Source organism: Halopseudomonas sp. SMJS2 (assembly GCF_029866945.1).
Lineage (GTDB): Bacteria > Pseudomonadota > Gammaproteobacteria > Pseudomonadales > Pseudomonadaceae > Halopseudomonas > Halopseudomonas bauzanensis.
Map to the genome: position 1 here is coordinate 2053086 of NZ_CP123445.1, position 13574 is coordinate 2066659.

Sequence of the window (13574 nt, forward strand, 5' to 3'; positions counted from 1 at the left end):
AAGGTTAGCACCGGGCGGTTACTTTAGGATGATGGCGCAGCCGATCAGATCAGCTTGCGACCCTTGTTGGCAGCAATGCGCAGACGCAGTGCATTCAGTTTGATGAAGCCCGCCGCGTCGGCCTGATCATAGGCACCGGCATCGTCTTCGAAGGTAGCGATATTGGCATCGAACAGCGAATCATCGGACTTGCGACCGACCACGATCACATTGCCCTTGTAGAGCTTCAACCGCACCACACCGTTCACGCTCAGCTGGGAGGCATCGATCATCTCCTGCAGCATCACGCGCTCCGGGCTCCACCAGAAACCGTTGTAGATCAGCTCGGCGTACTTGGGCATCAGGCTGTCCTTCAGGTGGGCGACCTCACGGTCCAGAGTGATCGACTCGATGGCGCGGTGGCCCTTGAGCATGATGGTGCCGCCGGGGGTTTCGTAGCAGCCGCGGGACTTCATGCCCACGAAGCGGTTCTCGACGATATCGAGACGACCAATCCCATTCTCGCCACCCACCTTGTTCAGATAGGCCAGCACCTCAGCCGGAGTCATTTCCTTGCCGTCGATGGCAACGATATCGCCTTTGCGGTAGCTCAGCTCGATGTAGGTAGCCACATCCGGCGCTGCCTCGGGCGACTTGGTCCAGCGCCACATGTCTTCTTCATGCTCGGCCCAGGTATCCTCCAGCACACCACCCTCATAGGAGATGTGCAGCAGGTTGGCGTCCATCGAGTACGGCGACTTCTTCTTGCCGTGGCGCTCGATCGGAATGTCATGCTTGGCGGCGTAATCCATCAGTTTCTCGCGGGACAGCAGATCCCACTCACGCCAGGGCGCGATCACTTTCACACCCGGCTTCAGCGCATAAGCGCCCAGCTCGAAACGCACCTGGTCGTTACCCTTGCCGGTGGCGCCATGGGAAATGGCATCAGCACCGGTCTCATTGGCGATCTCGATCAAGCGCTTGGCGATCAGCGGACGGGCAATGGAGGTACCGAGCAGGTATTCACCTTCGTAAACGGTATTGGCGCGGAACATCGGGAACACGAAGTCACGCACAAACTCTTCGCGCAGATCATCGATGTAGATTTCCTTCACGCCCATCGCCTGGGCCTTGGCGCGCGCCGGCTCGACTTCCTCGCCCTGCCCCAGGTCAGCGGTGAACGTGACCACTTCGCAACCGTAGGTATCTTCCAGCCACTTGAGGATTACCGAGGTATCCAGACCGCCGGAATAGGCCAGGACGACTTTTTTTACATCAGTCATTACGCGCTCCATTGATGAAGGTTACCGGCGCAGCGAAGGGCACCAGCCAAAGGCAGTCATTCTACCGTTCGGGACGGAGTATTTACAGGGGCTGACCAACAAAGGGCACGACCGACAAGCCCAATACACCTACAGGAAGCATCAATATTGTGGGAGGCGCCACATCACCAGCCGGCAAACACCAATCACTCGCGCTCCAGCCGCAACGTCACCCGTCGATTCTTCGCCCGCCCCTCGGCACTGCTGTTGGCCACCACCGGATACCGCTCACCGTGAAAACGGTTGATGAACAGCTCTTCATCCACACCGCGCTCGACCAGATAGCCCTGCACCGCCAACGCCCGCTGCCGCGACAACTCCCGGTTGAGTAAGCGATCTCCGCTGGCGTCCGAGTGCCCATCGAGCAGAATCCGGCTCACCTCCGGGTCCGCCTCGATATAGGCCAACGCCGCATCCAGCATCTCCCGCGCCCGCGCATCCAGCCCTGCACCACCGGAAGGAAAGCCAATCGCACTGCGGGAAATCTGATCGATATTCATTGGCAGCAGCCCAGTGGCGCAGGCCTGAAACTCATCCCACGCCTGCCGGTAACCGACGCTGGAGACCACCACCGTGATCTGCCCCGCATCGCTGATGCTGCCGCGCTGAATGGTCGGCTGCAACCCGGCCGACAACCCCGCCAGCATCTGCCCCGCCTGCTGATAGGGCAAGCGCAGCACCGTCGGCCCATTATTGATGGTGCCGGAACCCACCAACTGTGCCGCTGTGCCCGGTCGCCATGGCGGTGCATCATTGAACAACTGCGCCGGCCCCGGCCGCATCAGATTGCTCCAGGCCGATAACTCGAACACCGGTCGCTCCCCCGCCCGCCGCACAAACATCGCCTCCCCGTAACCATCGACCTTCTGACTGAGACGACACTCAAACTTATCCCCATCCACCGTCCACTCCACATTCTCCATGCGAGTCTGGAAAGTCAGGGCCTGAGCAGGCAAGGCAAGGCCCAGCAACAAAGCGATGGAAAGGCGTGGCAAAAGGAAAGCTCCCGCATCAACGGCTACAGGAACCAGATCGGCGGGAGATGGGGAAACTTTAGGTTAGCGGAGCGCTTTCCGGGTTGTGGTGCACCCGCGCGATGACACCCCGCAGCCCCCAATTAAGGTGATACGCCCCCGCCCATAAATACGCTATACCAAACACATACACCCAACGACAAGGAAACAGTCATGCCCAAACGTAGGCTCATTCTCTGCCTGGACGGCACCTGGAACTCCAACGACAAAAGCAGCAAAGTCACCAATGTCATCAAACTCCTGCGCTCCATCCCACCGGTCGCTGATGACGGCACCAGTCAGATTCTCTACTACGGACGCGGCGTCGGCACCGCCAAGGGAGACAAGATGCGCGGCGGTTTCAGCGGCGCCGGGCTGGATAATAACGTCATCGATGGCTACCGCTTTCTCGGTAATAACTACCAGCCGGGAGATGAGATCTACCTCTTTGGCTTCTCCCGCGGCGCCTACACCGCCCGCAGCCTGGCAGGGCTGATCAACCTCGCCGGCATATTCCATGCGTCCTGTCTGGGAAAGCCACTGGATCGACTGTTGGAAATTCGCCGCTCAGACCAATACACCGATAACGACGCAAGAAAAGCAGCCATTACGGCCATCGACAACCTCGAGCGCCACGAACAGGTCACCATCAAATGCGTAGGCGTATGGGATACCGTCGGCTCTCTGGGCATTCCCGGCGACTGGGCAAAGACTCTCTCTTTCGCGTCCCGCTGGTACTTCCATGACGTCCATCTGGGGCCACATATCGAAGTAGCGCTTCACGCTCTGGCCATTGATGAAAAACGCGCCGCCTTCCCGCCGACCCTATGGGAGAAACCCATAGGCCAACCGCTCCCGCCGGGGCAGATAGTCGAGCAGGTCTGGTTCTCCGGCGTGCACTCCAACATAGGCGGCTCCTATCCCGACAGTGACCTATCCGACATCGCCCTCGACTGGATGATCAAACGCCTCCGTGTTCACACCGGCCTGGCTATCGACGTACACGATGTCATCATGGACTCCAGCCGGCCCATGACAGAACGCGTCAAAGGCAAAGGCGTTGAAAGCCGAACACTGCTCTACCGCGCCATGCTCAGCCACACCTACCCCTACCTGCGTACCCTCTGCAACGTCCTCACCCCGCCCACCGGCAAACTCGACGGCCTGATCCGCGACCATGTCAGCCTCGCAAACAGCCGGCGCAATTCACCCAAGCCAGGGGAAGAAACCGTCAACGAACGCCTGCACATCTCCGCCCTGCAACGCTGGCAACTGCAGCACGTACAGCATGACGCCCCTGCGGACAAAGACATTGAGCCAACACCCTATCGACCACCCAATCTGACCGCCGTGATCAAACAGGCGCAGGCTCAGCCCTCCACGACCATTCCCGTGGTCGGCTGGGACGGCGAACTGATCCCACCAGAACAAGTGTCCTGGCCCATGCCGTGACTTTCAGGTTGTCGGGTTGTCGCGCCCCCAACGATGGTCCCCACGCTCCAGCGTGGGAGCCGCGCTAGCTGGTTGGTCCACCGCCCTCTTGGCGCTTCTTTTTTGTGACCTTGCGCAACTTGTCAGCTGCAGCTTCGTGCCTTGCAGCCCCTTTAGGCTTCGCCCCCCTTGCGGTGGCATATTCAGGTACAGGCTTTCCGCTTGAATCCATCGCAGCAACCAACAATGACCTTTTACTCGGTGCAATCGCCGCCATGAGCCCCATCCGCAGTCCAAACTTACGCAATATCGAATCGACAGTGCTCAAAGTCGGATTACCTTTGTCTGTTTCCAACTGATACAGCGCTCGGGTGGACATACCGCACATCTGAGCAAAGGTTTCCTGATCGAAACCAGTGACCTCCAAACGAAGTCTACGGATAGCCATGCCAAGGGTTAACTCACCATCAGTGTGCATCCGGATGATCTCTTCGATCAGTTGTTTACGCCCTTCTCCAGTCACGGCTTTCATACCAGCCTCCATAACTCAAAGCTCGAGTCCAGATTATTGACTGGAATAGCCTTTGATTGGCGAACATCCAGAGGCATATCTACGAGTAAGTCCGGCAGTGCTCTGAACTCATGGGCGGCGCCACGGATTCGCTCATACAGATCATCAGGGGCGTACCATTGCGGGAAGCAGGCACAGATCTCACGCCACTGTGGGCTCCCTTTTTTTTCGGCTTCCCATTTCGTTGCCCTGGTTACTCCCTCTGCATCCAGGACCATCGGGGCCAGGTCATAGATCGGGGCCAGATCAAACCTTCCCCTGTACCGGAATATCGATGTGTTGCGACCGTGATTGTCACTGTTGCCAAGGATTCGGTTAAGCAAGTCTCGCCGTATGTATTCAAAGATCAGCTCTGGCACCTCACCGGCTTGCCCGCTTAAGCACCACAACTCAATCAGCTTCGCCAGCACAACCTCATGCTTGAGCCTCGACCCCGGCTCTGTGTTACCAAGCAAGGAGTAGACCGACTCTACCGCGATACGCCCAACGCTCCCGCCATTCACAACGCGGTCAAAACGTGGCATCCAAAGGCTGGGCCTTTGAGCTTCTTCCAAGCTCAAACCCTGAGTTGAAACGGTATTCAAACCAAGGCTCGACACCGCTTTGTAGTAGTGATACTCAGCACGAAGAATGTTCTTGTCGTTCTCAGTCACCTTGTTTCGAGCGAACTTAACCAGCGAGTGTGACTGCACTGAAGAATCATCAAGCATGGCGTCAGCGTAAAACATCCCGTCACGCCCCTCGACCAACAACAGCTTGGGTGCTTCACCCTGAGCGCCAGTCGCGCCGCCCAATGCAGCTCCAGCCTCGTAGGCGTACTCGAGAAAGTCATTCGTACGCTCAACCACTTCCTGACGAGCAAAGGCCTCAGCCCCTGTGTCCTCAAGAGCTTCAACCGACTCTTTCACACGTAGATTGCCAATAGGCGATGGCGTACATCTACCCAGCAAAAACAGATCAAGATCCATTTCTGGAGGCTTTTCATCATTGAATCGCTTGCTCAGCGACTTCTTTGCATGACCAGCGGGAATGATGTCGAGAACGAAGGCCGGGAAGCCTTTGGTCTCCTCGGCACTCCAGTTGGCAGGCAAGTTCACGCTGACGGCATGTTCAAAAATGCTATCTATCGCATCATAAAAGTCATGCAGATATGCCGTCTTGTACGAAGCCGTAATGCGCGTATTCGTAACAGCCTGCGTATTCGAGATACTCAGATCCAGAGCATCGTGCCATTGGCCGTCTACATAGGTTTGTATAGTGAGAGATTCGTGCATTGCAGCCAACTCAATCGGCATTAAGATGCTGACAACTCTAGTTCATAGCGACCTAATCAGCAATATAAGTCTTTAAATCAGCTCCAACCAATCTAAATTCGGCAATTTAATGCCGACTATGACTTTCCCCTCTGATGGTTCCCACGCTCCAGCGTCCGAGCCACCCGCCTGCACAGCGTGGGAACGATCTTGGGCTCTGCAGCAGCTTGACTCAAAGGGAGCCCGCACTCGATTTCTGATGGTGCCGCAGCGGTTGGATGGGAACCATCAGGGGCGCCGGACTCACTCAGTGTTTGGAAAACACCTCATCCAGCGTCCGAGCATCAAGAATATTATCGGCCCAGCGCTCCAAATCATCAGAGCTGGCCTGCTGCAAACGCTGTTCAGTCGCAGAATCTAACGAGCCGAAGCGGCGGGTAAGTTGGCGCGCCAGCAAGCTAGCCTCGCCCTCCTGGCGCCCCTTCTGCATGCCTTGTCGCATGCCTTTCTCCAAGCCCTCATTCAACAAACGCTCTGTCAAACCGACCATTTTGGAATTCTCCTGCGGGTACCGCGCTTGGTATTCGTGCATTTGATTATCGTCCAGGGCTGTGTAGATGTCGATGAAGTCCAGATATTTGCGCTGCTTCTCGGGGTCAGATTCCAAAGTGAACAGGCCTCGGGTGGCGTGCGCGTAGATATCCACCTTCCGGTCTGCAGGCCACGCCATGTTCGGCAGGTTCAATCGCGCTACCAGATTGGGGCTATCCAGGTACTGGTTGGCGTCGAGATTAGCCAGATCGCATTTCAGGTAATTGAAGCTCAGATAGGTAAAACTGTCGCCGCCCAGCACTAACGTTTCCGGCACCTTCTGTGCTGCCCGCAGAAAGATGGCCACAGGCACCACCCGGTTGGTCTTGAACATGTCAGACAATTCCAAGCAATACTGAGCCAATCGGTGAATCGAAAAGCGCGCCGGGTTAGTTTCTTCCTCCAGCATAAACAACAATGCCTCGCGGCTACCGTCAGGCCATTCCACCAGCAACGGCACATCCAGTTCATGAAAGCGGTCGCCTAAGCGACTCTTCAGCTGTTCCTGACGAATCGGGGTAATACGCGCGCCCTGCCCCAGATCCAACCCTTTCGCAGCAGCAAAAAACTCCAACGCCTGACGCGGATAATCGAGAATCAGGTTTTTGAAATTCTGATCATGGCTGGTAATGCCGGACATAGCTGGCGCGCCTCATTAGACTGTATACCCATACAGTATCGAGACAAATCACGGCAAGGCAAATTAAGCAGTCAAAAATGTGATGGAGTCGAGAAAGTTAAACCGAGCCCGGGACGCTCCAGCGTCCGAGCCACCCGCTTGTCAGGCATCCTGCGTATAGCTCGCAATACCCTCAATCTGGGCAACATCTGCTGTTGATCGGATATGCTGTCCACCTTTTCGCTGTGCCCTCTGCCGGGACTCAGCCCCCGATAATGCAGCAAGTTCTGGAAGCAAATGATCGAAGGGTTGTGCCGATCTCACCAGATCCATCAAAGTCACTCCAGAGGAGAGCTTGCGCTTGAAAAGCGTGGGCAAGTTTGCGATTCCGGCAAGCTCCAGCTCTTGGGCGATCAATACCAGTCCATCCACGCGACTAACATGATCCAACCGAACATCGGCGCCCTTCATCCAGGCGTAGACCGTTGGCCGGGTAACCCCTAGCAGCTCGGCCAGGTCGGTGATACTGGTCCCCAACACAGCCCGTAGATAGTCAATCTGCTCGGCGATAGTTCTGGCTTCCGTATAATTCAAGGTGACGGGCGCGGCGCTGGCTTCAAACAAGTGATGGCGAGAAATCAGCGTTTCAACATTGGCTGAGCCACCGGAGCCCGGCATGAATACAGCCGGCACCAGCGCCAAGGCTGCGACAGTCAAGGCACTGCGGGTGACCGTGAATGATGACGGCACAGCGGTACCAGAGGGAATCAAAGTTTCCATTTCAACCTGGCCTCCTCGGTAAGGGATCGCTTGAATATACCAAGCAATGCGTCGTGAAGTTGCCTGATGCAATTTTCAACAACATTATGGTCATAGGCAAACCGCTTCTCAAAAAAGCAATCGGAATCCATCACGAGAGATTGCCCTGGATGCGTTTTCAAAGGCGCAGGGAGCTGCAAGGAAAGTTGCTGCAAATCAGGGGGCAGCGGCAGCCCTTGGGGCGTAATGAACGCTTTCATTACCAGTACCGAATCATCCACCACCTGCACCGCCTCACTATAGCTGTGTCTCAACGTTCCAGGCGCCAGCTGCGACAACCCCAGTAGTTCAGGCAAGACGTAATCGCCAAGGCTACTCGAATCGGTCGGCTGGATAGCGTCCAGATCACGCAACCGGCGCGACGACAAGGGCTTAAGGCCAAACAACCAAGCCGCTGCCTGCAAAAGCAGAGCAGCGGCTTGGGAGCAACTGAAGAAGCGAATTACAACCCCGCCTCCCCCATCACCTCATCAATTACCGCACAGGTTTTCCCGGACTCATCTCAAAACAGTGCCAGCCCCGTGCACAACCCCAGCCTCAACCACCACGTTGTAACCGCAACTGGAGCCAGCTTGTAACCAGGCCGCAGCACCAACCTTCACACCACCGGCTAGTTGCACCCCCACACCTAGATGCGAGAAGTCATCCATTACCACATCGTGATCAACGGTAGCATTGCAGTTGATGATCGCCCCTTTCCCTACGGATGACACTGTACCCAGCACCGCGCCGGCCATCACCGCAGTGCCTGCGCCAACGGTAGCGCTAGGGCTGACCCAGGCCCGAGGATGGATGATTGAGACCAGCTCGATCCCAGCATGCTCAATCAGCTCTATCCAGGATTGGCGAACCGAGTTATTACCCACTGCAGCGATAGCTCCCTGGCACTTGCTCGCCCATTCGCCGACAGATTCAGTCTTCCCGACCACCGGACAATCCAGAGCCACACTCACAGACGGCCAGGCATCATCGAGAAAGAGAATATCCTGCCACTCCCCACTCAGCAGCGCAGCCTCGGCTACGGATTTCCCATGACCACCCGCTCCCAACACAAGCAGAGTACGATCCATCATGCTTTCTCCAGTTGGCCGGCGTTGAATCTGACTGCCAGCAACGCCAACGGTAGATAAGCAATCAAAAGGGCCAGCAGGCCGTCGATATAACCAAGTGCGACAACACAGGCCCACGGCAGAAGCCAGAGGATATTGATTGCGAGTACCGCCATGGTGACTGGCAAGTGCGCACCGTATTGACGAGACGCATATTGATAAGCATGGCTACGGTGCGCCTCATATACTTTGTCGCCACGCATCAAGCGCCGCAGCAGAGTGAAAGTTGCATCGAGAACGAACACGCCCAGAAGGATCAACCATGCCCACAATAACTGTGGCGCAACCCATGCAGCCTGCAAGGTCAGACCGCCCAATACCACACCGAGAAATCCACTCCCCGCGTCACCCATAAATATACGTGCTGGGGGGAAGTTCCAAACCAGAAAACCAGCCACGGCCCCAGCCAGCAACAACGGAGCAGCGGCCAACGCCGGCATACCAATCAAAGCATAGAGCAAAGCCCCGCCAGCACAGACAGTAATAGCCTCCACACTGGCAATACCGTCGATACCATCCATGAAGTTGTACAGGTTCAACAACCACACCAGCATCAAGGCGGCCAACAAATATCCAATCAGTCCCAAATCAAAACTCGTACCCGCGATGGCCAAGTGCGGCAGCTCAGGTAGCCAGGCCAACAGCCAGGCCGCCCCCATGAAATGAGCCAGGAGCCGCCAACGTGCTGCAATATGCCCGTGGTCATCAAGAAAACCGATCACAGCTACCCAAGCGCCCGCCCCCATCAGGCCAATTACCATTGGCCAACTCAACCAACCGTCATACCCAACAACCGGCAATACGGCGAGATAAGCCAACACAATCGCCACCCCTCCGCCTCTGGGAGTCGGTATTGAGTGGGAGCTACGGGCATTGGGGATATCCATCAAACTACGGGACAAAGCATAACGACGCAGAATCCAAGTCAGAAGCAAGGATGCGCCAAGAACCACTGGCAACAAAAACCATAAAGACATGCGATTACTCGTTCAGAAAGGCGGCAGCGGTAGCTCGGAAGCCTTCATCTACCGACACGGGAGGGGTCCAGTTCAACGTTTCACGGGTATGACGAATATCTACCTGCAGCGACCCACATAGGCGCTGCGCAACGGCTCGCTTGCCTAACAAGGCAGCCCCGCTCTCAAGCCAAGCTGAGGGCACAGGTATCAATCTGGCTGGTTTACCTAAAGCCCTGGCCATACGGCGCAACATCTCCGTGGTGGAGAGGTCTTCGTCATCACTTACCAGAAAGGTCTGGTTGGCAGCTGCAGGATGATCAATGCAGGTCACGATCAGGTCCACAAGGTTATCCAGCGAAACGAGACTTCTTTTGTTATTGATTGCGCCAAGCGGTAGAGGTACCCCTTTGTTCATCCAACTCATCATGCTGCGGAAATTAGCCTTCACCTCTGGGCCATAGACTAACACCGGCCGGATGATGACCACCTCCATACCGGTCTCTTGTGCAATCAGCCTCACCCCCTTCTCAGCCTCCATTTTGGAAATGCCATAAGGGTCTTGAGGCACAGGCGTATCAAAGGCAGTGTATGGCCGACCGAGTGCCGTATCCTCACCGTTGACCTTGATGGAACTGATGAAGATAAAGCGCTTAGCACCAGCGGCGGCCGCCTGACGAGCCAGATTCAAAGTGCCATCGACATTGACCTTACGAAACTCTGCCAGAGGGTCGCTAGATTGATCATTCATGACGTGCACGCGAGCAGCGCAATGAATGACCACACTGCAAGCCTCCAACGCCTCTGACCAATCTGTTCCAACGTCAAGGTTGGGAACAACAACTTTGCGCACATTAGCAGGAAGATCAGTCTGTGGCGTACGCACTGCAGCCGCTATGTCTCCACGCTCAGCAGTAAGACGGTCCAGCACAGCGCCGCCCACAAATCCGGTAGCCCCGGTCTGCAAAATGTTGTTCATGATGTCTTACTCGCCGTTGCCACAAGATCCTCAGCCATGGCATCCATAATTGCCGTCCTTTTGAACTGAGCGATAAACTCTTCCCTCGGCGCATCGACAATATCCAGCTCGTCAAAAGCATGAACAGCCGCCACAGCATCGCAAGGGGCAAATACCGTGGCATTAGTGAGGTGGCTACGAACGAACGTTGCCGCATGGCCAGCTACACCCGCCCAGATCGGCTTACCCAGAGCACCATATTCAAACAGTTTAGAAGGAAGAACCTTGTGAAAAGCGTCATAGTCGTTGAGATGCAGGAAAAGTACATCGGCTTTCTGGTAAGCCGAAATCAACTCCGCTCGACTTACTGGCGGCTCAATCGTCACATTAGAAAGGTTTAACGCATCTACCGCCCCCTGAAGCTGTTGCAACCGCCCACCCGCCCCGATGATTCGAAATCTGATGCGGCCGCCCAGCTTTTTCGCAACAGCCGGAACAATATTGTGCAGCCCCTGGCCCTCCCCAATATTGCCCGCATACACAACCTCGATAGCTTCATTATTGGACTTACCGGAGCCCTCCTCATTGACTACTGTTGTATCCAGGTTGATGAACTGATCATCGATCCCATTGGTAAAGACAACCTTGGAAACGTCAGGGTATCTACTTTCAAAGTACGGAATAAACCCTTCAGAGACTACGTTGAGTCTCGCTGCTCGGGTAATAGTCCATTTTTCCACTACGCTGAAAATCGGCTTCATCAGCAGGGCAAGCTTTGAGGGGAGTACATCCTTGATGGTGTCGACGAAAATGTCCCGGATATCGAGATAAAGTGGAACCTTTTTTGTTCGTGAAACCCAAGCGCCCAACGCTGCGGTCATTAGCCGGGACGAGCTGGCGTACACAATGTCGTATTCCTTGCCGGCGACATGTGCCCGCACCGCCTTTACATAAGTAAAAAATGACTTTGATTGGTCGAGCATACCGCTTTTATGGGTCGGTAGCTGAACACGTTTAATTGAGAGGCCTTCCGACCTTTCATACTCTCTCGCCTCCGCAGAATAACCTGCATACCGGTTCGGCAAGGTGGTCACCACATCAATCTCACTACCAGCAGGGAGCTTGCGCTTCAGGGACTCAACAAATGCAGTGTTACGAAATGATCCTGCCGACAAATCCGGCGCAAAATAAAAGCTCAGAAGCAAAACTCTCAAGCTGTTCTCCACTCGATACGCGTTAGCAGTCTTGAATCCAGAAAAGTGATTTCAAGTTTTTTATTCGGAAGCGATAAACCGAAGCCTGGATGCCAGGTACTATCTTTCAGCACAGCCACACCCCCTTCGATATCAAGCTCAACCCTCTCCCCTTTCGGCAGGGTAAGAGAGAATCGTCCCTCATCCAATTGCTGAATACGAACCTCAGGGTGAAAATGCCAATGAGCGAGGGCTGATTGAAATGTACCGTCAAGGTGATCTTCGATGACCAACTGATCAGCTTGAGCGTGCCAGCTGCGGGTATGTGTCACCCCTCCATTCAGGCGCCGATAACCATCATGACGGCCGAACACTCGTATCTCATTCGCCTCTTGGTGAAGCGCAACATCGATAGGTCGCGCACGGCGAGCGACTCTAAAGCCGGCCCATACTTCGGAAGAGTTTTTATCATCCACCTCTACCGTGTTATGAGCAGCAGTCGACCGCTGCCGTTGCCTTTCAGCATCTTCGCCGTACTGGGAAATGCCCGAATTGACCAACACACGTTGACCATAAAGACTCAACTCACAGCTCAGAGTATCGGCGTGAGCGTGGCCCGGTTGATAATCTGGTCCAACAGGTGCAACGTCCGCCAGCAACCGATGCTCTTGAGGCCACGCCACGACCGCGAATCCACTAGGTTGTAGCAACTTTCCATTCGCGTCAGTGCCACGCGACGCCTTTGGCAGCTTCACACCTAAACGCTTGGCATACGCCTCGACTTCACCCAACGTAGGTGCGATACCAAATGTCGCATCATTAAAGAAAGCAATGCCCTCATCTGGATGCGTCAGCTCCCGCAACCAATTGATTCCTCTAAGGAGAGTCTCCTGCCAGAAGGAAGCTCGCCCCGACATTTCGGTCAAATTCGACTTCTGCTGCAGAGTTATCAGATCCGCAATATCCCAAAGCAAAATCGCCTGGTACATGGGTGAGCGCTCGTAATGCGCACCGTCAGCCAAGAACTGCTCGCGGATTTCGACATCCAGAAGCTGCAACCCTTTTTTCAGCCAACGGTCACCCTGAATACCACCAAAAAACACACCGGCAAAGACCAGAGCCTTGGCATTGGCGAAAAGGTGGTTTGCCAAGATATGAAACTCCAGCTGCTGCTCCAATGCGCTTACCTGCAACGCAAGGGAGTCCAGCCACTCTGGTTTCAACGGCTGCGCCCCAGCACGACTGAAAAACTTGATCCAGTTAACAGTGCGTAATGACAGACAATAAGGCTCCCAGCCATTACCTGTCATGGGAGGATTATCCGCAATCCATTTATCCACCAGAGTCCGGTTCAGCTCTTCCCTTTCCGCAGCCCCACCAGCATTCAGCACATCCTGATAGTGCAAGTTATAAAGCCACAGCTTTGGGAAGGTAGGTGAGTTCCAATCGCTACCCAGCGTTGCCGTTTCTCCCAGAAAGGTATAGCGAACCCCGTCCGTCGTAGGCGTATCGAGATAGAAGTGATCTGGCCAGCTCTGAAGGCAGCCGCTCGCTGGTACCGAGATACTTTTACCCAGTCGAGGCTTTCGTACCCTGTAAAGCAACTGGTAATACAGCTGCTTAAACTTAAGATATCGAACCGTATGCATTAATAAAACAGATCGCCGCACCCCCCCCCCTTAAACCAAAAGTGGCCAAGCCCAAGAACAAGGTTAAATATATTAAAAGAAGCCCCATAGGGACGACAACCTAACAATCCC

13 protein-coding genes are annotated in these 13574 nt (G+C 55.2%); 1 reads left to right on the forward strand and 12 read right to left on the reverse strand.

The genetic code is table 11. From position 1 onward, the window contains the following. Window positions 1-44: 44 nt before the first annotated feature. Together QAO71_RS09575 and QAO71_RS09580 are read right to left on the reverse strand one after the other, a co-directional pair. Window positions 45-1262 carry an argininosuccinate synthase gene (locus QAO71_RS09575; RefSeq protein WP_036989517.1) on the reverse strand — a complete coding sequence of 406 codons (1218 nt, stop codon included), beginning with the start codon at window positions 1260-1262 and terminating at the stop codon, window positions 45-47. A 185-nt stretch (window positions 1263-1447) separates the two neighbouring features. Further along, complete coding sequence (locus tag QAO71_RS09580) at window positions 1448-2296, reverse strand: OmpA family protein (protein ID WP_280164241.1); 849 nt, start codon at window positions 2294-2296, stop codon at window positions 1448-1450. A gap of 192 nt (window positions 2297-2488) precedes the next feature. Here QAO71_RS09580 and QAO71_RS09585 point away from each other — a divergent pair, with 192 nt between their 5' ends. After that, window positions 2489-3766 carry a DUF2235 domain-containing protein gene (locus tag QAO71_RS09585; RefSeq protein ID WP_280164242.1) on the forward strand — a complete coding sequence of 426 codons (1278 nt, stop codon included), beginning with the start codon at window positions 2489-2491 and terminating at the stop codon, window positions 3764-3766. Between the two features lie 64 nt (window positions 3767-3830). On the opposite strand, the gene QAO71_RS09590 is transcribed toward QAO71_RS09585, so the two are convergent. From QAO71_RS09590 to QAO71_RS09635, 10 genes are all read right to left on the reverse strand, one after another. Beyond that, on the reverse strand, window positions 3831-4277 hold the full coding sequence (locus QAO71_RS09590; RefSeq protein ID WP_280164243.1) for a helix-turn-helix transcriptional regulator: 447 nt from the start codon (window positions 4275-4277) through the stop codon (window positions 3831-3833). Then, complete coding sequence (locus tag QAO71_RS09595; RefSeq protein ID WP_280164244.1) at window positions 4274-5590, reverse strand: HipA domain-containing protein; 1317 nt, start codon at window positions 5588-5590, stop codon at window positions 4274-4276. Before QAO71_RS09595 ends, QAO71_RS09590 begins: the two co-directional genes overlap by 4 nt. Window positions 5591-5876: 286 nt before the next feature. Further along, the gene (locus QAO71_RS09600) at window positions 5877-6800 is read right to left on the reverse strand and encodes a DUF4351 domain-containing protein (RefSeq protein WP_280164245.1); all 924 of its coding nucleotides are present in this window, start codon (window positions 6798-6800) and stop codon (window positions 5877-5879) included. A gap of 141 nt (window positions 6801-6941) precedes the next feature. Continuing rightward, entirely contained in the window at window positions 6942-7559 is a 618-nt protein-coding gene (locus tag QAO71_RS09605) for a hypothetical protein (protein WP_280164246.1), read from the reverse strand. Further along, on the reverse strand, window positions 7547-7894 hold the full coding sequence (locus QAO71_RS09610; RefSeq protein ID WP_280164247.1) for a hypothetical protein: 348 nt from the start codon (window positions 7892-7894) through the stop codon (window positions 7547-7549). The genes QAO71_RS09605 and QAO71_RS09610 overlap by 13 nt, the downstream gene beginning before the upstream one ends. A gap of 201 nt (window positions 7895-8095) precedes the next feature. After that, entirely contained in the window at window positions 8096-8671 is a 576-nt protein-coding gene (locus tag QAO71_RS09615; protein ID WP_280164248.1) for an acetyltransferase, read from the reverse strand. Then, window positions 8668-9684 (reverse strand): glycosyltransferase family 4 protein, encoded by a 1017-nt coding sequence (locus tag QAO71_RS09620; RefSeq protein ID WP_280164249.1) that lies wholly within the window; start codon window positions 9682-9684, stop codon window positions 8668-8670. Before QAO71_RS09620 ends, QAO71_RS09615 begins: the two co-directional genes overlap by 4 nt. A gap of 4 nt (window positions 9685-9688) precedes the next feature. Then, complete coding sequence (locus QAO71_RS09625; RefSeq protein WP_280164250.1) at window positions 9689-10642, reverse strand: SDR family oxidoreductase; 954 nt, start codon at window positions 10640-10642, stop codon at window positions 9689-9691. Next, entirely contained in the window at window positions 10639-11835 is a 1197-nt protein-coding gene (locus QAO71_RS09630) for a glycosyltransferase family 4 protein (RefSeq protein ID WP_280164251.1), read from the reverse strand. The genes QAO71_RS09625 and QAO71_RS09630 overlap by 4 nt, the downstream gene beginning before the upstream one ends. Then, window positions 11832-13484: an alginate lyase family protein gene (locus tag QAO71_RS09635; RefSeq protein WP_280164252.1), complete on the reverse strand. Its 1653-nt coding sequence runs from the start codon at window positions 13482-13484 to the stop codon at window positions 11832-11834. The genes QAO71_RS09630 and QAO71_RS09635 overlap by 4 nt, the downstream gene beginning before the upstream one ends. Window positions 13485-13574 lie beyond the last annotated feature (90 nt).